Below are 18,535 nucleotides of genomic sequence, written 5' to 3'. Positions count from 1 at the left end.
TATGCGCCCAAATGGGTTTACGTACATCCTATGCCTTTATATTACGTTAATAGGTATTATTACGATGCTTGGAGCAACCAATATTTATGTTTCCAAACTGCAAATGGAAAAGCAGCTGCAAAATCATTATCTAGCTACTACTCTTACAAATTTATCGCTCCTCAATAATATCTCACGTATAAAAAGCGAACAAAAAACATTTACAGAAAAGCACAATAACGCTGTTTTATGGTATAATTGGGCAGATAGTACAGAAGACTATATCAGATATGAGACCACCACAGAGCTGAGTAATGGCTATACTCTCAAACAAGCTATATTTTGGGATACCAAGCTACAGAAATTTCGTCTTCTACTAAATTAAACAGAAGCTTAAGGAGGACTTGCATGAATCAAATTGTTTTAACCGGATTTATGGGGGCTGGAAAATCGACAGTCGGGAAAATACTGGCTGAAAAACTAGCATTACCTTTAGTCGATATCGATACAGAGATACAATCCGAACATCAGATATCAATTACAGAAATTTTTGCAAATTTAGGCGAACCGGCATTCCGTAAATTAGAACATCAAATGCTAACAAGAGCTTTATTACAAGATGCTATTATCTCAACTGGAGGCGGTATTATTCTATCTGGTGATAACCGAATGAAGTTAGAAGCAGCTGATTTTGTTGTTTACTTAAAGACCAGACCTGATACTTTTCTTGCTCGATTAAAAGGTGACACAACACGCCCGCTTATTCAAGAAAAAAGTAGAGATGATATTATTGCTCTATGTGAGTCGCGAACAAAGCTTTATGAAAGTGTGGCCCATCTGATATTAGAGACGGACGAGCTAACACCCGAAGAAATTGCGGCCCAAATAAAACAAGCTTTTCAAACAAGGAAGGAGTTATTATGACACAACCTGTTTTAGAAATAAATCATTTAGTCAAGCGCATTGGAGCTAAGTCCATTATAAAAGATATCTCGTTTTCAGTGAACGAAGGTGAAATATTTGGACTTCTAGGACCTAACGGCGCCGGAAAAACGACTATTATCCGAAGCATCGTCAAACTCATCAATAAGACTAGTGGCGAGGTGAAGATCTTAGGAAAAAATATAGATGACTCTTATACAGAAGCTATTCAACAAGTCGGAGCTATCGTGGAAAATCCAGAATTTTATCCATACATGACAGGACTGCAGAATCTCAAAACATTCGCTTCTATGTCACGTAACAAAATCTCCAACGAGCGTTTAAATGAAATTATCCAACTTGTACATTTAGATAAAGCCATTAACAACAAAGTTAAAACATACTCTCTTGGAATGAGACAACGATTGGGTGTTGCACAGGCGCTAATACACGAACCGAAATTATTAATTTTTGATGAACCTACAAATGGATTAGATCCAGAGGGTATGAAAGAATTTCGTTTACAAATGAAAACCTTAGCTAGCCATGGTGTCAGTGTTCTTGTATCCTCGCATCTACTAACAGAGATGGAACAGCTATGTGATCGATTTGCAATCATAGAACGCGGAGAATTGACACATATTGCAGATATGAAACAAGAAAATCTGGCAGAAGCTGAACAATTACAGACATTCCACATGCACCTTGAACCGCTTGAATTGTCTAAAAAACTACTCACAAATTGGAATATTGACTACATACTCGCTGATAATGGAACATCTCATTTCTTTGTAAAAAGTAGTCCCACCAATATCCCATTACTTGTTAAGAATTTGGTAGCAGAAGATGTTTCTATTTTTGCGATAGAAGCACATACTAAAACATTAGAGGAACGGTTCTTAGAAATTACAAAACCAAATGGGGGTAGCATGGAATGATATCATTAATCGCAAATGAAACAAAGAAAGTATCACTAAGGTTCAGTACGTGGCTATATCCTCTCATTATTTTAGTTATCATTCTTGCTCTATCCGCGAGTTTTAAATCTTTTGTCCCAGATATTGATAACGTTCAGCTTATGTTATCCGTAAACAGCATCAGCATGTTTATGGTAGCCCTCTTTTCTATCGTCGTAGCTAGTGCAGTTGTGTCATCTGAATTTAGTTATGGAACGATAAAGTTACTGCTAATTCGTCCATATCAACGTTGGCAGATCCTTCTTTCCAAATACATCGTTGTTCTTATGTACGCAGTTCTTTTGACACTATTCACGGTTGTAATGTCCTATGTTATTGGTGGAATTTTAACTTCATTTGGTAGTCTAACTCAAGATATTAGTGCAGTTAATCCGAACTACTCAGAGAATGGAGATATTACGAATGCAGGCCAAACAGCCATAAATGCGATTGGTTACCAATTAGGGTACTTCTCTATTCAACTTATTTTTTCAACTTCCATCGCATTCATGGTTTCATCACTATTAAGAAGCCAGGCTTTAGCTGTAGGAATCGGACTGTTTCTACTGTTTATCAATAGTATTGCGGGCGGAATTACGCTTATGTTGGTAGAACAATTCCAATGGTTCAAATACATCTTTATGGCTCCTCTATACTATGTCAGCATGCATGCAAACGGCCTTGGAATGGATGTAAAGGGACTTTCACCAGGACTGGCCATTGGTGTCCTAAGCGTCTATTATATTATTTTTATGGCCCTCTCCTTTGTATTTTTCCAAAAAAGAGATGTCTCTGTTTAATTCTATGAAATAAAAAATGCCAGAAAAATAGCTATCTCATTACGATAGTGCTTTTCTGGCATTTTTAATACATTTTATCACGATGTTGTATCAAGTACAAGGTGTCTTTTGTTTCTAAATCAATTATTTGATCAAATAGATAACCGTATAAACAGTACTTACCGTTTGGTGATGTAACAATTGGTTCGTTATTGGTTAGTTCCAGTATTGTTTCTGCCTTTTTCTCCTTAGGACTCACCTTGACCAGCTTAAACTCGCCACCATGATCTTTTAACTTTTTGCTTTCATACGGCTCAAATGTAAGAAACGATTCCTTTTCCACATTCAAATCGTAGAATGGAAAGAACGTCCCCAATTCATCATATACTCTTGGGGCTTCATATTGATAATAGGATTGAAAACCAACTGTCCTGAAGTTATATACCATAGCTTTATCTTCTTTACTTGGCTCAATTGTTAGCAATGTATTGGCAGATACGGCGAATTTATATACATCTGCAACCACAAGATTTTTAACTGTTTTATCCCGTATATCTTCTAGATAGAGATCCCCTCTGTCCTTCTGTGGTGATAGCTTTTGATTAAAGACAAATAAATTATCACTATACCAAGAAACAAATGGTGAATCTGTATTTAATCGGGTTATATTACCAGTTGGGATATCCCATTGAAACACTTGGTAATTCCAATCTGTATCGAATGTGGTGAGGAACATTTTATTTTGATCATCTTGATTCCAAGAAAATTCGATACTTTGTGGCTTTACTTCTTTTGTGCTCATTATAGATCCATCTATAGAAATAATATCCAAATTCGCCTTATCTTTACTTTCTGCAGAATAAATAAGGAAACAATCCCGATTTGGGCTAATGACTACTTCTGAAATCACATGTGTTGTTTCGTATATCTGATGTTGCTTCCCACTAAAAACATTGAGCCTTTCGAAGGTTATTTTCCCCTCTTTTTTCAGTTGCAGTAGAACATTCTCGTCGTCTATCCAGCCCACAATGCGTTGAAACTCTTTAGGCTGAATGTTTAAGGTTTTAATTTTATTCGAGGTTGTTATTTTCTCTTCTTTGCTGACAGGTACCTGCTCATTTTGGCAGCCGTAGGAAAGAAATAAAAGTCCAAGGATTGTAACTATAAAACGTATGCGAATTTTACTCATCTCTTTCCCTCCATTTGCTAATATGCTACTACTATTTTACCCTGACATCAAGGAAGTGAAACAAACTTCCAATTACGAAAAAGAAAAGCTAGATGCCTACCAGCGTTATATTATTGCCAGTAGTACATCTAGCTAAAATAAGCTATTATTCAGACGGTAGAGCTAACCATGCTGCGCCCAAAACTCCTGCATCATTTCCAAGCGTCGCAATCGAGATAGATGTTGATTCTCGGACTGCCGGGAAGACCATACCTTCAAAATAGTTTTGAATAGGTTTCAAAAGAGCGTCTCCAGCTGCCGAAACTCCACCACCAATGATGATCTTTTCTGGATTGAGCATATTACCGATATGACTACATGCTAGACCAAGATAAAAACAAATATGATCAACTACTTTTTTTGCTAGTTCATCTTTCTCTGCTGCGAGGTCAAAAATCAACTTAGATGTGATTTCTTCGGTTCCTTGCTGTATAGCATCTTTTAGCTTAGAATTCGGTTCGAAAGACTTAGCTAAATCTTTGGCTACGCGCACGATTCCTGTGGCAGAAGCGATTGTTTCTAGACAACCTTTCTTTCCACATGTGCAGTCATAGGCCTCTTTGCTAGTATCTACCGTAATATGACCGATTTCACCTGCCGCTCCCTTAACTCCATGAAGAATCTTTCCTTCCGCAAAAATACCTCCACCAACACCAGTTCCTAAGGTCACAAAGAAAACATTCGCCGAGCCTTCACCAGCTCCTTGCCATCTTTCACCAACTGCTGCAATGTTAGCATCATTATCTAAGTGTACATCTAGCCCAGTAATACTTTTGAGATCGGTTGCTACATTTTGTTCTTTTGCCCAATTTAGGTTGTAGGCTCCTTTAACCGTGCCTGTTTCGTAGTTAATCGTTCCAGGTGTTCCCATTCCGATACCATAAAAAGTGTTGTTATCCAACTGTAGGTCCGTTAATTTTTGGTTAATGCTGTCGCCAATGTTACGAACAATATGAGAGCCTTCATCAGAGCTATCTGTTTCAACAGACCATTTTTCTTCAATTTTCCCATTAGTTGTTAAAATTGCAATTTTTGCAGTTGTACCGCCAAGGTCAACGCCAATTAATTTCTTTTCCATTTTCACATGTCTCCTACTCTACTACCTTATTTTTTGCTTTCTCTTTGTCTAATTCGACTTTAAGAACAGATCTAGCGCGGGCATAGACTTCACGATCCAGCAATTTATGTTTAAACAGTTCCGTTAGCTCGTATTCCATCATTTCGATATCCCATTGTCGCTTACCAAGATAAACGATAATGCCGTATTTTTTCAGTAATTGAGCCACATCATAGACTGTTTTCATAACGATACCTCTTATCTTGTTTGGATTTTGCCCTCTAAATATTGCTTGTACTGGACATACGTTTCTGTATCTTGCTGTTCAACTGCGATTGTTGCTTCTTTTAACGCCTGCTCCAAATCCCCTTGAACTTCATAGCTACGAGCCAATAAGAAATGGGCGTGAGGATTAAACGATTCTTGTGCAATCGCTTCTCGCGCAAAGTCTGCCGCTTTTATTTCATTTCCTTGAATCGTTGCAATGACGGCCAAATTTGTAAAAGTTAGCGCATCGGCACTACCTGAAACTTGGAGTTGGTGCAAGATTTTTTGGGCTGTTTTGTAATCTTCATTTTGTATAAATGCCCCTGCTACAGCATTGGCGTTTTGTGGGTCATAAGGGTGCTTTCCTTTGTCGAAACCGAACCACAGGAAGAACACGGTCAGTACAACGGCCGAAGCTCCGTATAAAATTCGGCGCCAGTGGAAGTATTGATGCGGCATGGATAAGGCTCCGGCAATCAAGAATCCGCCAACTAAGCCGCCGATGTGTCCTGCTAGGTCGATACCTTGAGAAAATAAATCAACCACTAAATTTACGACAACTAAACCCGCAATACTAATTCCTAATGACCTTGCATAGATATGCGGTTTTAACACTACTAGGTATAACAAGGCTCCAAAGATACCAAAAATAGCCGTACTAGCTCCTGCCGCCACATTAATGTTAAATGCGAAACTGGCGACAACTCCTGTGATGCCAGATAGCACATAGATAAGCGCATAACGCCACTTGCCGTAAAGTTTTTCTGCCATTGGTCCTATGATATACAGGACGACGGAATTCATGAGTAGATGGAGTAATCCGATATGGATAAACATCGGCGTAATGAAGCGCCACCATTCTCCTGCGAATATAAGTGGATTGAACTTAGCTCCCCACCTGACAAGGTTAAAGGTATTATTGCTCGTCCCTCCTGTGAATGTCATGATTAAAAATACTGCTATTTGGATGGCAAGCAAAACATATGTCACATAAGGCTTTTCTTTACGGGCTTGCACCTGTTCGTCACTTACTTTTGCGGTAATATAATTGATGACGACGCTTCGTTCACTAGTGACGGTGCTTTCATCTATACCGGTCAGAACTTGAAATGTCTCGGCAGGTATACCGAGCTCCGTTTCTAGTTGTTTTAGCTGCTCTTCTGCGTTTTCTGCATCGATTAATATATTGTTCAGACTTATTTTCTCGTTTTCTGAGTGTAGCGGTTTATCGAACCATTCTGAAGTATCTCCAACCGGCTTAAAGGGCGTGATGTACATATTGACTAATGGGAGTTTCAAACGTCCCATCTGCTTGCGTAAATCTTCGCACACACGCATTACTTGCTCAATATCCCGCTCGACGACACTAGACCAACTGAGCTCCTTCATCTGAATTCGAATAACTGGTCGCTTCTTTTGGGCTGGATTATCTAACCATAGTTCTTGTTTCTTTTCGTGAAGATGAATGAGTCGATATCCCTCTTCAATTAGAAAATAGCTAGTTAAGCGCCAAAAAATATACTGTTCCTGGAGGCTCAAAAAATTCCCTGCTTTCTTTTAAAATCCTATTTATAAGTACTACTATACGCAAAAAAGGGAACATTGTAAATCAATCTCCGCCAAATTTTTGCTATTATTTCAGATTATTTTCAATCACTAGTTTTTGAACGGGTAAATCGTGAGGTTCTGGCATGAAATCAGCGGTTATTTGTTCGCGATAACAGAGTGAAATCGTTGCGCCCTGATAGTCCATTAAGTAGCGATCGTAAAAGCCAGCTCCAAAACCAATTCGGTAGCCGTCTGTGCGGAATAAAACGCCAGGGACGATTAGTAGGTCCAAGTCGTTTTTTTGCACAACGACAGCGCTTTCTAATGGCTCATAAAGACCCAATGCTTTTTTACAAAGTTCATCGCTTTCTTTGTATACTCGAAACTTCATGGCTTTTGATTTATTATTTGTCTCAGGTATTGCTACAGTTTTTCCATCTTGCCAAGCTCGTTCAATGATTGCGCGCGTTGCTATTTCTGGGAATCGGGCGATTGTGATACCGATTGTTGTCGCTTTTTTCCATATTTCTTCTTGAAATAGTTGTTCTGCAATGGCTCGTGAGCGTTGTTCGTATGTAGCTCTATCCATTTTTTGCAACTCTGTCAGTATTTGTTCGCGTAGTGTAGCTTTCGCTGTCATTCCCTCTCCTCCTTGAGTACAGAATATTCTCCATAAAAAAAGCAACAGGTGGAAATCCTGCTGCTTACTTAGTTTCGCGGTGCAAAGTGACACGGCGCAATCTTGGACAATATTTTTTTAGTTCAATACGTTCCGGGTTTTCACGTTTGTTTTTAGTAGTGATATAATTGCGATCGCCGCACTCAGTGCATTCTAAAGTGATATTAACACGCATTCTATTTCCCTCCAAACTCTAATCAAACTGAATTATTTATCAGACCTGTATTATAATATCATTTTTAAGGGCTTTACGCAAGGATTCCTAAGCTTTTCTTTTTATTTTGTTTACAATATTCATTTTTGACTATGTTTTTGGCGTAATTTATGCTATAAATAGAAGTAGAGTTTAGGGAAAAGAGGTGTTATTAACACAATGACTGTTCTAATCATAATTCTTCTTGCCTGTTCTGTCGTCCTATTCTTGCTTTCATTTATGCAAAAAGGAAATAGCAAACAGATAGAAAATGAGATGGAGGAAATCGCGTCTCAATTAATGCAAGAGAACTTCGAATTAAAAAAACGTGTGTCTACTCTAGAAAATACATTGAAAATCGATGCTGACACTGTCACTCCTGTTCGCACATCTAGCAAAAAACTCCGTGACTTAAGAAAAAAACAAATTATTACTTTGTATACTTCTGGTGTCACTATAGAGGAAATTGTTACACAATCGGAACTTTCAGAAGACCAAGTAAATGAAATAATCGCTGAATATGTTGCTCATTAAATTGGAGATATCACAAGGGAGGAAATAATACAATGAAACAATCACTTCGCATGCTGGCGCTAGGATTTTTGATTTCAGCAGTGCTCTTGCTTGTCTTTGATACGTTCTTCTCATCAAGCGCACAAGCAGAGAAATCAACGGAACCAAAAACAACGACGACAACGAAAGCTGACGACAGCGAAAATTACAAAAAGAAATATGAGGATCTACTTGCATCTCAAGAATTAGCGAAATCACAAGCAGCAGAAGCTCAAAAAGCAGTTGCGGCTAAGAAAAAAGCAGAGGAAGAAAAAGCAAAACAAGTCAAGAAATTCACGCTTGTTATCAAAAAAGGCGATCCTTCTTCTAAAGCTGGTAACGAACTACAATTTGCAGGCATCATCAAGTCCGGTGCTGAATTCGATAAGTTCCTACGCACGAACAACTATGAGAAATATGTACGCGACGGTAGCTATGCTGTAGACAGTAATATGACTGCCGATCAAATCGCAAAAATCATTACGCATAAAAACTAATGAAAAAAGGAAGGCAGCTACCATCGCTTTCCTTTTTTTATTGGCTAAAACGCCCCGCTTGTGTTATAATGGAGCGGAATTCCCAATATGAAAGGATGATGAATTATGGATATTGTAAAGTTTTCGAATACTAACAACAATCACATTTTGGGAGCGTTTGATTCGATTTAAAGCTCCCCTATTTTAAAGGAGCGAAAACATTGACTATTAATAATTATGGATTTACAGATTTTTTTGAGGCGCAAACGTTGCAGGAAGGGCTTATTCCCGCACGTGTGACGGCTGTTTTTAAAGATTTTTTCAAAGTTGTATCTGAGGATGGCGAGCATTTGGCCAAGTTGAAATATGTTGCTTTTATGGGTGCGATGAATACGGAGCTTCCCGCGGTTGGTGATTTTGTGGCGCTTGAGAGTCATCCGCAAGATACGTCCCTCATTCATGGCGTGCTGGACCGGAAGACGGTGTTTAAACGTAGTGACCCTGCTGGCGGCGAACAATTAGTGGCCGCGAATTTTGATTATGTTTTTATTGTGAGCTCGTTGAATCATGATTTTAACATCAATAGGTTGGAGCGTTATTTAACAATTGCTTGGGATAGCGGCGCGAAACCTGTTGTGATTTTGACCAAGGCGGATCTCAGTGAAAATACAGCGCAAATCGTGACGGAGATTGAACTCGTTGCGTATGGCGTACCTATTTTTGCGGTGGATAATTTATCAAAAAGTGGTTTTGACACGATTGAGCGCTTTTTGAAGCCTGGTGAAACAATTGTGTTGCTAGGTTCGTCTGGTGTTGGGAAATCTTCTTTTATCAATGCCCTATCTGGAAAAACGTTGATGAAAACGAGCGGGATTCGGGAGGATGATTCGAAAGGCAAGCATACGACCACGCATCGTGAGTTGCACTTGTTGCCGACTGGATTGCTTGTGATTGATACGCCTGGGATGCGCGAACTTGGTATTGGGCAAGCGAGTGACGGGCTTGGTGAAACATTTCAAGATATTGAGTTGCTGGCCAATGATTGCAAATTCCGAAATTGCCAACATGGTACCGAGCCAGGATGCGCCGTACAAGCCGCTTTAACGGACGGTAGTCTTTCGGAGGTTCATTATGCCCATTGGATTAAATTAAAGCGAGAACTGGCTTATTTCGAGCGTAAAAACGATCCTGTTTTGCAACGTGCGGAAAAGCAGAAATGGAAAGCCGTTCATAAAGCTTCGGAGACGCAATATAAATCTAATTTAAAGGCGAGAAAAAAATAGTATAACAAGGATCCTGCTGGAAACGGCAGGGTTTTTCGCATCAAAAAAACACCTACCAATCGTGCATGGCAGGTGTTTCGATTACTTATTTTTTATCGTTGGTGTAAGGTTTTTTGTAGCCTTCTTTACGTGGTGCGCGGTTCGGTTGTTCTGTATCGCCTTCTTTTTTCTCAATCAAAGCTTTACGAGATACGTTTACACGACCGTGATCGTCTATTTCTGTTACTTTGACTTTCACGATATCACCCATTTTCAGGATGTCTTCCACTTTACCAACGCGTTCGTGCGCTAGTTCAGAAATATGAATCAAGCCATCTTTGCCTTTGAATAATTCAACAAAAGCTCCGAATTTCTCGATACGACGAACTTTACCATCATAGATTTCGCCAACTTGTACTTCGCGGACGATTTCTTCAATCATTGCTTTCGCTTTTTCGATCATGGCATCATCTTGAGACGCGATGAAAACTGTACCGTCTTGTTCGATATCAATTTTAACATTCGTTTCGTCGATGATTTGGTTAATTTGTTTACCGCCGGGTCCGATAACGTCCTTGATTTTATCAGGTTTGATATTGATTGTAACGATCTTAGGTGCATATTCTGACAAGGTTTCGCGAGGTGTGTTGATGGTCGCTTCTAGGTGTTCTAGAATGTGCAGACGGCCTGCTTTCGCTTGTGTCAAGGCTTCTTCTAAAATTTGGCGGCTAAGACCATCGATTTTGATATCCATTTGCAAGGCAGTAATACCGTCACGTGTTCCAGCTACTTTGAAATCCATGTCGCCGAAATGATCTTCCATACCTTGAATATCAGAAAGAATTGTGTAGTCATCGCCAAGTTTGACAAGTCCCATCGCGATTCCAGCAACCGGCGCTTTAATTGGCACACCTGCATCCATCATTGCAAGCGTCGATCCACAAATACTTGCTTGTGAACTTGAACCGTTTGACTCTAAAACCTCAGATACAAGGCGAATCGTGTATGGGAAATCCTCTTCACTTGGAATAACTTGTTGTAACGCGCGTTCACCAAGTGCTCCGTGACCGATTTCACGACGACCTGGTGCACGACGAGGTCCTGTTTCTCCAACACTGAACTGCGGGAAGTTGTAATGATGCATGAAGCGTTTGGAATCTTCTAGACCAAGCCCATCAATGATTTGGTGCTCGCGAAGTGGCGCTAATGTACATACGCTAAGTGCTTGCGTTTGTCCACGTGTGAATAGTCCTGAACCATGGACGCGTGGCAAAATACCAACCTCAGATGATAGCGGACGAATTTCGTCTACCTTACGACCATCTGGACGGATTTTATCTTGTGAAATCAAGCGACGCATTTCATTTTTTTCAAGCATTTCTAAAATATGTTTTACTTCTGGCAAAACTTCTGCTGCGTCTTCTAATTCTTTTGCTTCATATTCTGCGACAACCGCCTCTTTTAACACGTTAATGTTTTCTTCGCGCGCTAATTTTTCTTCGGTTTTAATCGCGATTTTCATATCTGCTTCTGCGCGAGCCGTTACTTCTGCAACAAGCTCTGCGTTTGGCACGAATAATTCGATTTCCATTTTCGCTTTACCAACTGCGGCAACGATTTCTTCTTGGAACGCGATTAAGCGTTTGATTTCTTCGTGACCGAACATGATAGCTTCTAACATCGCTTCTTCAGGCACTTCTTTCGCTCCTGCTTCTACCATGTTGATGGCTTCTTTTGTCCCAGCAACCGTCAAGCTAATATCGCTTAATTCTTGTTGCTCGATGGTTGGATTAATGATGTATTCCCCGTTCACACGACCAACATCTACACCCGCAATCGGCCCTTCAAAAGGAATATCCGAGATGCAAAGTGAAATCGATGAACCAAGCATTGCAGCCATTTCTGGTGAGCAGTCTTGATCCACGCTAAGCACTGTAGATGTGATTTGAACATCGTTACGATACCCTTCTGCAAAAAGCGGACGGATTGGACGGTCAATCAGACGTGCCGTTAATGTTGCGCGATCACTTGGACGACCTTCGCGTTTTAAGAAGCCGCCTGGAACTTTACCAACAGCGTACATTTTTTCTTCATAATTTACAGTCAACGGGAAAAAGTCACCCGGTCTTGGTTTACGCGAACCAACAGCTGCTGTTAAAACAACGGTATCGCCGTAGCGAATAAGCGCTGCACCGTTTGCTTGTTTTGCCATTTGACCAACTTCGATTGCTAGTTCTTTGCCTGCCCATGTGGATTTAAATACTTGTTTTTCAGTCATATTTCGATCTCCTTTTAGTTAGGAGCGTCCACTACCAAATAGAAACTTTACCATGCATAACTCTTCACGCACGCCTGAATTGATATTCCGACACGCATGAATCCAAAAACCAACCATCTCTCTCATCGAGCCGAGAAGCACACATCTGCGTCGTTGAAGTCTGCGCGCCGATGCTCCGCGTCTGTGAAGACAGTGACTTTTAGGGAAATCATGTTTTTATGTAAATGGCACGTTTTTGGATTCATGCGATAAAGCTTCTTTCTACTTTCTTAGGTAGCAGGACACTTCTTGTTTATTTTTTTCAAAAAAAAACGGGACAAAAATATCCCGTTTTCCTTGTGTTTATCGACGTAAACCTAAACGTCCGATAAGTTCGCGGTAACGTGCAACATCTTTCTTACGTAGGTAAGTTAAAAGGTTACGACGATGACCGACCATTTTCATCAAACCACGATAAGAATGGTGATCTTTCTTGTGCTCGCGAACGTGTTCATTCAAACTGTTGATTTCTGCAGTAAGAACAGCGATTTGAACTTCTGGTGAACCAGTGTCCGTATCATGTACACGATATTCAGCGATAATTTCATTTTTACGCTCTTGTGTCAATGCCATTTCTTACACACCTCCTTCTTTTCTAATCCCCGCATACTGAGCCAAGCGTTGGTGACTCGCAAAAAGCCAAGTAAGGGTTCTATTTCGTACAGAGTTAAAGATACACTATTTTCGGTCAAAAAGCAAGAGATAGCCTAACTTTTTATGCGAAATATGCTCTCGTATCTGCTTCGTCTTGCTTCAATTGTTCAATCAAACCTTCTACACCATTAAATTTCAACTCTGGTCGGAAATAATGGAACCATTCGATTTCAATTTCCTCTCCATATATTTCTTGGTGGAAATCTAAAATATAGACTTCGATTGACATCGCTTGGTCGTCTTTGAAGGTAATGTTATAGCCAATGCTCGCCATGCCTAAATGTGTTTCTCCATTCACTTTAAATTTGACGGCATAGACGCCTAGTTTAGGAATGAGGAAACCGTCATCGACAGCAATATTCGCCGTTGGAAAACCGATTGTGCGGCCGCGTTTGTCACCGTGGATAACGGTTCCTGTCAGTGTGTAAGGATAGCCGAGCAATTGGTTTGCCTCGTCTAGTTGGCCTTCCGAAATATATTTTCGAATGTTGGTCGAGCTCACTTTGTCATGCAAATCTTCTAGCTTCTGAACAATTGTTACATCAAATTGCCCATCTGCATAGTTGGCAAGATCCGTCATTTTCCCAGCACCTTGACGTCCGTAAGAATAATCGAAGCCGGCAACAACATGCTTTGCGTTTAGGCCAATCAGATAATTCGCGACGAAATCTTCTGGGCTCAGATTCGAAAACGCTGTGGTAAAGCGAACGATGTATAATATATCAACACCGAGCTCGGCCATTTTGCGCTTCTTCTCTTCTAGCGGTGTCAGATATTTGACTTGTTTTCGCATTTGGCTAAGCACAACGGATGGATGTGGATCGAAAGTTAAGACTGCTGTTTTTATGCCACGTTTTTCAGCTTCTTTTTTAGCTGTGTTGATGACTTCTTGATGCCCTCGGTGCAATCCATCGAAAAAACCAAGCGCTATCACTTTCGGGTCGCGATCGATATTTTCTGGTGGATGATGCAAAAAATACGTTTCCATGAAATCCCCTTCTCTTTGCAGTATGTTTTGCCCCACTACTTCAAGGGTAAAATATAATGCGCAATCAATACGGAGTTACGAGAAGTTACCTTGTTCGACAATGGGTAGCTTCTTTTCGTTCGCCGTTTTTAGTTTAATTTACCTTCGCGTAGTTCGATCACTTTTTCTGGTTTCCAAAAATCGCGACGTTCTGGATGTTGTACATAGATGGCTGTTAATTTATTTTTATAGAGCAAGGCTACGCGTCCTTGGCTGCGTTCTTTGATGAACTGTTCTGGTAGCACAACGCCGTTTAGCACTTTCTCGTGAATCAGCTCCGAAATGTCTTGTTGTGGCATGTCAGATAAGCCGTCTTCTAACGGATACAGGAAGCTGGCCTCTTCTTCTTTTGCTCGCAGCGCTTCAATTTCAGATAATGTGAAGCATTGTTCTTCTGTGAAAATACCGCTTTGCGTGCGTTTTAACTCGGACATATGCGCGGGATATCCTAGTTTTTCACCGATCATGACGGCAAGTGTACGGATATACGTTCCTTTGCCACATTTAATCCGTATGTGGAAGGTATTGTTGTCCGGACTTATTGGTACGTAAGGCTTCAAGAGTTCGATTGCATAAATATTCACCGTGCGTTTCGGGCGTTCTACCTCTATGCCTTCTCTTGCATATTCATACAACTTGCGGCCATTAACCTTCACCGCGGAGTACATCGGCGGAATTTGCACGATTTCCCCAACGAAAGATTTTGCAGCTTTTTCGACATCAATCGGTAAAATAGTTTCGGTGATTTCTTTTTCAGCGACTACTTCTCCACTCGCGTCTTCGGTCGTTGTGGCACTGCCAAGCGTAACCGTTGCTTCGTACGTTTTGCCTTCATCCGTAATGTATTCGGCGAGTTTTGTTGCGCGACCAATACAGATCGGCAAAACACCTTCGACATCGGGATCGAGCGTCCCTGTATGTCCGACTTTTTTTGTTTGGAGAATTTTGCGCAGTTTGAATACGCAGTCATGACTCGTCATGCCTTTTTCTTTCCACAAGGGGATAATTCCGTCCATCTCGTAAATCACTCCTTTTCCTACACAAAGAAGGATAGACGTCCGCGAAAACCGGCACCTATCCCCTCCTTGTTTCTTATTCGTTATCGTTTAGACCGCGTAATAGGTCGTCGATATGATTGCCGTAAGCCACAGAATGATCTATTTCGAAAAATAGTTCTGGTACTTTGCGCAAGCGAATGCGACTACCGATTTCGGAGCGAATAAAACCATGCGCTTTTTCTAAGGCAGCCAGGGCGTCTTGTTGCCCTTTTTCTTCGCCTAGAACGGAAACAAACACGGTTGCTTGTTGCAAATCACCCGTCACGTCAACACCAGTAACGGTTATGAAACCAATGCGAGGATCTCTTAATTTGCGGTTAAGGATGTCGCCAAGCTCTTTTTTCATTTGCTCTGCTACACGATTAGCTCTAAGATTCATATTTTCACCTCATTTTACAAACTTTCCATTGTTGTTTTGCCGCGTTCCCACTCTGGAAATGAATCGAGAAATGCGAGAACGGTATCTGCTACTTTTTCGGCTTGTTCGTGGGATTCGGAGACGACAGCGAATCCGATTAAGGCTCACTGCCATTTGTCTTGGAATCCAATTCCAGCAATGGAGATATTAAATTTTTGGCCGGCACGTGTTAGGACGCGCTTTATGATGGCTCGTTTTTCTTTTAGTGTCTGTGGGGTCTGCAAAAACCACTCGGACTCGACGTAACGGATCATTTACGTTCGATTTCCTCCATGATGTAAGCTTCGATCACGTCGTCTTCTTTAATATCGTTAAATTTATCGATGGTAATACCACACTCGAAGCCTTTTGCTACTTCTTTCGCGTCGTCTTTAAAGCGTTTCAGCGTGCCGATTTCGCCTTCGAAAACAACGATGCCGTCACGGATAACACGAACGCCACTGTCGCGTGTGATTTTGCCGTCTGTAACGTAACAACCCGCGATTGTTCCAACTTTGGATACGCTGATTGTTTGACGTACTTGGGCTTGCCCGATAATTTTTTCTTGGAATTCTGGATCAAGCATCCCTTTCATCGCAGCTTCGATTTCGTCGATAGCTTTATAGATAACGCGATGCAAGCGGATATCAACGCCTTCATTCTCAGCGCCTTCACGTGCTTGTGTTGTTGGGCGAACGTTAAATCCGATGACAATGGCGTTTGATGCAGAAGCCAATGTGATATCAGATTCGTTGATGGCACCAACGGACGTGTGAATAATTTTGACGTTAACGCCTTCTACTTCAATTTTACGTAGGGATGCAGCCAATGCTTCCACTGATCCTTGTACGTCGGCTTTGATGATAACGTTAACTTCTTTCATTTCGCCAGCCTTCATGTGTTCGAATAGGTTTTCTAGACTCACACGGTTTGTAGCAGAACGCTGTGCTACAACGGCACGGCTTGAACGAGCTTCCCCAACAGCGCGGGCTGTTTTTTCATCTTCAAAAACTACGAAACGGTCGCCGGCTTGTGGTACATCGCTAAGTCCTGTGATTTCAACCGGTGTACTTGGTCCTACTTTCTTCACGCGGCGTCCGATATCATTGACCATCGCACGAACACGTCCAAACGTATTACCAACAACGATTGGATCGCCGACATTTAGTGTACCGTCTTGAACTAGAAGTGTCGCAACGGAACCGCGACCTTTATCAAGTTCGGCCTCGATAACACTACCGATAGCTAGACGATCTGGATTTGCTTTTAATTCTTCTACTTCGGAAACAAGGAGAATCATTTCAAGCAACGTATCTAATCCTTCGCCAAATTTCGCTGAGATTGGCACGAAAATGGTGTCACCGCCCCATGCTTCAGGAACTAATTCATACTCGGTTAGTTCTTGCATCACGCGATCTGCATTGGCTTGTGGTTTATCGATTTTGTTTACAGCAACAATGATTGGAACTTCCGCTGCTTTCGCATGGTTGATCGCCTCAATTGTTTGCGGCATAACGCCATCGTCTGCTGCTACAACAAGAATGGTGATATCAGTAATTTTGGCACCACGTGCACGCATGGTTGTAAAGGCTGCGTGACCAGGTGTATCTAAGAATGTGATTTTTTTGTTGTGGACTTCTAGTTGGTAGGCACCGATATGTTGCGTGATTCCGCCGGCTTCACCAAGTGTTACCTTCGTGTTACGCAGGGAATCAAGTAGCGTTGTTTTACCATGATCGACGTGACCCATGATCGTTACAACAGCTGGACGCTCCACTTCTTTGCCTTTATCTTCTTCGGTTGCTTCTTCAAAATAAACATCTAAATCTGTGATATCGATTTTGATTTCTTCTTCTACTTCTACGCCGTACTCGCCACAGACAAGTTCAATGGCATCTTTTTCTAAGCCTTGGTTAATCGTTGCTACGACGCCGAGTAGGAATAGTTTTTTGATGATTTCAGATGGTTCGCGGTATAATTTACGCGCTAATTCGCCAACTGTCAGTGATTCTGAGAAAACGATTTTTTCTGGAAGCTCTTTTGGCTTCGGTGGTGTTGGTGGTACGGTACTGTGATTACGTTTGCCTTTGTATTTGGTGTTGTTTTTGCGACCGCGGTTTTGGTTGTTGCGATTGCCACCTTGGTTACGGTTTCCGCCGCCTTGTGCGTTGCCGCCAGGACGGTTTTGACCACCGCTATTGTTTGGGCGATTTTGACCGCCTTGTGTTGCTCCACCAGCTGGTTTATTTCCACTTGCTGCTGGTTTTGCTGCGCCTTGTGAGGCTGGTTTATTTGTATTATTAGTTGGTTTGGATTGATTCGATTTATCATTCATATTTGGTTTATTAGACCCCTTACTTTGACCTGCTTCGTTTGATGCTTTAGGTTGGCTGCTTGGCGCGGCAGATTCTTTTTTCGGTCCAAGCAATGTTTTGTCGAGTTGTCGTAATGCATTGTCGTTAATGGTAGACATGTGGTTGGCGACTTCTACGCCTAACTCTTGTAATGTCTCGATGACTTTTTTACTAGGTAATTGGTGTTCTTTTGCGTATTCATATACACGAACTTTACTCATGTGACACACCTCCGTTAAGATTTCACCCGAGTAATTCCGTTAGTTTTGCCGCAAATCCTTTATCCATTACCGCGATAATGGCTCTTGCATCTTTGCCGATCGCACCGCCTAGCTGTTCACGGGTGCCGGCTTTCACAAGCGGGACATCGTAATACTGGCATTTGTTACGGATTGTTTTCTCGGTTTTTTCTGATATATCCTCTGAAATGATGACTAGTCGTGCTTTTTGACGTCTCACTTCTTTTAAAACTAGTTCTTCGCCAGTCACGAGTTTGCGAGCGCTATAAGCGATTCCGAGTAAGGAATAGGCTTTGTTATGATCCATGATTTGCTCCTTCGATTGTCTTTACGTAATCAATAAGTTGATCGTAAAAACCGTCTTGTTCTGGCATCTTCATCTGATGAAAAATACTGTTTTTCTTTTTAGCTTTTTCAGCGACCTTGCTGTCTATGACAATGTAAAAACCACGACCTGGCGCTTTTCCGCTAGGATCTATCGTTAGTACACCGTCTTTAGAATAGGCAATACGTAAAAGTTCGCCTTTTGGTTTGCGCTCGCCGGTTACAATACATTTTCTTAAGGGAATTTTCTTGTTACGCATCCGCATTG

General features: G+C 41.3%; 22 protein-coding genes and 1 pseudogene. 7 read left to right on the top strand and 16 right to left on the bottom strand.

What is annotated here, in order from left to right; genetic code table 11:
- The first annotated feature begins 1 nt into the window (after nucleotide 1).
- The 4 genes from EP58_RS12685 to EP58_RS12670 are packed head-to-tail and all read left to right on the top strand — an operon-like array spanning nucleotide 2 to nucleotide 2,656.
- Entirely contained in the window at nucleotides 2-364 is a 363-nt protein-coding gene (locus EP58_RS12685; RefSeq protein ID WP_036093951.1) for a hypothetical protein, read from the top strand.
- A 23-nt stretch (nucleotides 365-387) separates the two neighbouring features.
- Nucleotides 388-903: a shikimate kinase gene (locus EP58_RS12680; RefSeq protein ID WP_077917917.1), complete on the top strand. Its 516-nt coding sequence runs from the start codon at nucleotides 388-390 to the stop codon at nucleotides 901-903.
- On the top strand, nucleotides 900-1,838 hold the full coding sequence (locus EP58_RS12675; RefSeq protein WP_036093950.1) for an ABC transporter ATP-binding protein: 939 nt from the start codon (nucleotides 900-902) through the stop codon (nucleotides 1,836-1,838). The genes EP58_RS12680 and EP58_RS12675 overlap by 4 nt, the downstream gene beginning before the upstream one ends.
- Nucleotides 1,835-2,656, top strand: a complete 822-nt coding sequence (locus EP58_RS12670) for an ABC transporter permease (RefSeq protein WP_052164861.1) — start codon at nucleotides 1,835-1,837, stop codon at nucleotides 2,654-2,656. Before EP58_RS12675 ends, EP58_RS12670 begins: the two co-directional genes overlap by 4 nt.
- Before the next feature lie 64 nt (nucleotides 2,657-2,720).
- Here EP58_RS12670 and EP58_RS12665 read toward each other — a convergent pair whose 3' ends face one another.
- The 6 genes from EP58_RS12665 to rpmG all read right to left on the bottom strand — a co-directional run bounded on the left by EP58_RS12665 (nucleotide 2,721) and on the right by rpmG (nucleotide 7,589).
- Nucleotides 2,721-3,824 (bottom strand): YqgU-like beta propeller domain-containing protein, encoded by a 1,104-nt coding sequence (locus tag EP58_RS12665; protein ID WP_036093948.1) that lies wholly within the window; start codon nucleotides 3,822-3,824, stop codon nucleotides 2,721-2,723.
- A 145-nt stretch (nucleotides 3,825-3,969) separates the two neighbouring features.
- Nucleotides 3,970-4,941: an ROK family glucokinase gene (locus EP58_RS12660; RefSeq protein WP_036093946.1), complete on the bottom strand. Its 972-nt coding sequence runs from the start codon at nucleotides 4,939-4,941 to the stop codon at nucleotides 3,970-3,972.
- Nucleotides 4,942-4,954: 13 nt separating this feature from the next.
- Nucleotides 4,955-5,167 carry a YqgQ family protein gene (locus EP58_RS12655; protein ID WP_036093944.1) on the bottom strand — a complete coding sequence of 71 codons (213 nt, stop codon included), beginning with the start codon at nucleotides 5,165-5,167 and terminating at the stop codon, nucleotides 4,955-4,957.
- Nucleotides 5,168-5,178: 11 nt separating this feature from the next.
- Nucleotides 5,179-6,726 (bottom strand): rhomboid family intramembrane serine protease, encoded by a 1,548-nt coding sequence (locus EP58_RS12650; RefSeq protein ID WP_036093942.1) that lies wholly within the window; start codon nucleotides 6,724-6,726, stop codon nucleotides 5,179-5,181.
- 94 nt (nucleotides 6,727-6,820) lie between these two features.
- The gene (locus tag EP58_RS12645; protein WP_036093941.1) at nucleotides 6,821-7,375 is read right to left on the bottom strand and encodes a 5-formyltetrahydrofolate cyclo-ligase; all 555 of its coding nucleotides are present in this window, start codon (nucleotides 7,373-7,375) and stop codon (nucleotides 6,821-6,823) included.
- A gap of 64 nt (nucleotides 7,376-7,439) precedes the next feature.
- Nucleotides 7,440-7,589, bottom strand: a complete 150-nt coding sequence (rpmG, locus tag EP58_RS17260; protein ID WP_003719608.1) for a 50S ribosomal protein L33 — start codon at nucleotides 7,587-7,589, stop codon at nucleotides 7,440-7,442.
- Between the two features lie 198 nt (nucleotides 7,590-7,787).
- On the opposite strand from rpmG, the gene EP58_RS12640 reads away from it, so the two are divergent.
- From EP58_RS12640 to rsgA, 3 genes are all read left to right on the top strand, one after another.
- Nucleotides 7,788-8,141, top strand: a complete 354-nt coding sequence (locus EP58_RS12640; RefSeq protein ID WP_036093940.1) for a hypothetical protein — start codon at nucleotides 7,788-7,790, stop codon at nucleotides 8,139-8,141.
- A gap of 32 nt (nucleotides 8,142-8,173) precedes the next feature.
- Complete coding sequence (locus EP58_RS12635) at nucleotides 8,174-8,656, top strand: MltG/YceG/YrrL family protein (protein ID WP_036093939.1); 483 nt, start codon at nucleotides 8,174-8,176, stop codon at nucleotides 8,654-8,656.
- A gap of 200 nt (nucleotides 8,657-8,856) precedes the next feature.
- Complete coding sequence (rsgA, locus tag EP58_RS12630) at nucleotides 8,857-9,918, top strand: ribosome small subunit-dependent GTPase A (protein ID WP_036093937.1); 1,062 nt, start codon at nucleotides 8,857-8,859, stop codon at nucleotides 9,916-9,918.
- A gap of 85 nt (nucleotides 9,919-10,003) precedes the next feature.
- Here rsgA and pnp read toward each other — a convergent pair whose 3' ends face one another.
- From pnp to rnpM, 10 genes and pseudogenes are all read right to left on the bottom strand, one after another.
- A complete protein-coding gene (pnp, locus tag EP58_RS12625; RefSeq protein WP_036093935.1) occupies nucleotides 10,004-12,175 on the bottom strand; it encodes a polyribonucleotide nucleotidyltransferase in 2,172 nt (723 codons plus the stop codon).
- Between the two features lie 122 nt (nucleotides 12,176-12,297).
- Nucleotides 12,298-12,420 (bottom strand): hypothetical protein, encoded by a 123-nt coding sequence (locus tag EP58_RS17820; RefSeq protein ID WP_255309562.1) that lies wholly within the window; start codon nucleotides 12,418-12,420, stop codon nucleotides 12,298-12,300.
- 97 nt (nucleotides 12,421-12,517) lie between these two features.
- On the bottom strand, nucleotides 12,518-12,787 hold the full coding sequence (gene rpsO, locus EP58_RS12620; RefSeq protein ID WP_036062005.1) for a 30S ribosomal protein S15: 270 nt from the start codon (nucleotides 12,785-12,787) through the stop codon (nucleotides 12,518-12,520).
- A 142-nt stretch (nucleotides 12,788-12,929) separates the two neighbouring features.
- Nucleotides 12,930-13,856: a bifunctional riboflavin kinase/FAD synthetase gene (locus EP58_RS12615; RefSeq protein ID WP_036093934.1), complete on the bottom strand. Its 927-nt coding sequence runs from the start codon at nucleotides 13,854-13,856 to the stop codon at nucleotides 12,930-12,932.
- Nucleotides 13,857-13,984: 128 nt separating this feature from the next.
- Entirely contained in the window at nucleotides 13,985-14,911 is a 927-nt protein-coding gene (truB, locus tag EP58_RS12610; RefSeq protein ID WP_036093932.1) for a tRNA pseudouridine(55) synthase TruB, read from the bottom strand.
- Nucleotides 14,912-14,987: 76 nt separating this feature from the next.
- Nucleotides 14,988-15,332 (bottom strand): 30S ribosome-binding factor RbfA, encoded by a 345-nt coding sequence (gene rbfA, locus EP58_RS12605; protein WP_036093930.1) that lies wholly within the window; start codon nucleotides 15,330-15,332, stop codon nucleotides 14,988-14,990.
- Between the two features lie 14 nt (nucleotides 15,333-15,346).
- A pseudogene (locus EP58_RS12600) lies at nucleotides 15,347-15,625 on the bottom strand (DUF503 domain-containing protein).
- On the bottom strand, nucleotides 15,622-17,925 hold the full coding sequence (gene infB, locus EP58_RS12595) for a translation initiation factor IF-2 (RefSeq protein ID WP_036093929.1): 2,304 nt from the start codon (nucleotides 17,923-17,925) through the stop codon (nucleotides 15,622-15,624). Before infB ends, EP58_RS12600 begins: the two are co-directional and overlap by 4 nt.
- A 22-nt stretch (nucleotides 17,926-17,947) precedes the next feature.
- A complete protein-coding gene (locus tag EP58_RS12590) occupies nucleotides 17,948-18,250 on the bottom strand; it encodes a YlxQ family RNA-binding protein (protein WP_036078666.1) in 303 nt (100 codons plus the stop codon).
- Nucleotides 18,240-18,527 carry an RNase P modulator RnpM gene (gene rnpM / locus EP58_RS12585; protein ID WP_036078772.1) on the bottom strand — a complete coding sequence of 96 codons (288 nt, stop codon included), beginning with the start codon at nucleotides 18,525-18,527 and terminating at the stop codon, nucleotides 18,240-18,242. Before rnpM ends, EP58_RS12590 begins: the two co-directional genes overlap by 11 nt.
- Between the last annotated feature and the right edge of the window lie 8 nt (nucleotides 18,528-18,535).

The organism is Paenilisteria newyorkensis (assembly GCF_000766145.1).
In the GTDB taxonomy this organism is placed as follows: Bacteria; Bacillota; Bacilli; order Lactobacillales; family Listeriaceae; genus Listeria_A; species Listeria_A newyorkensis.
This window is presented reverse-complemented; position numbering and strand designations above follow the sequence as displayed.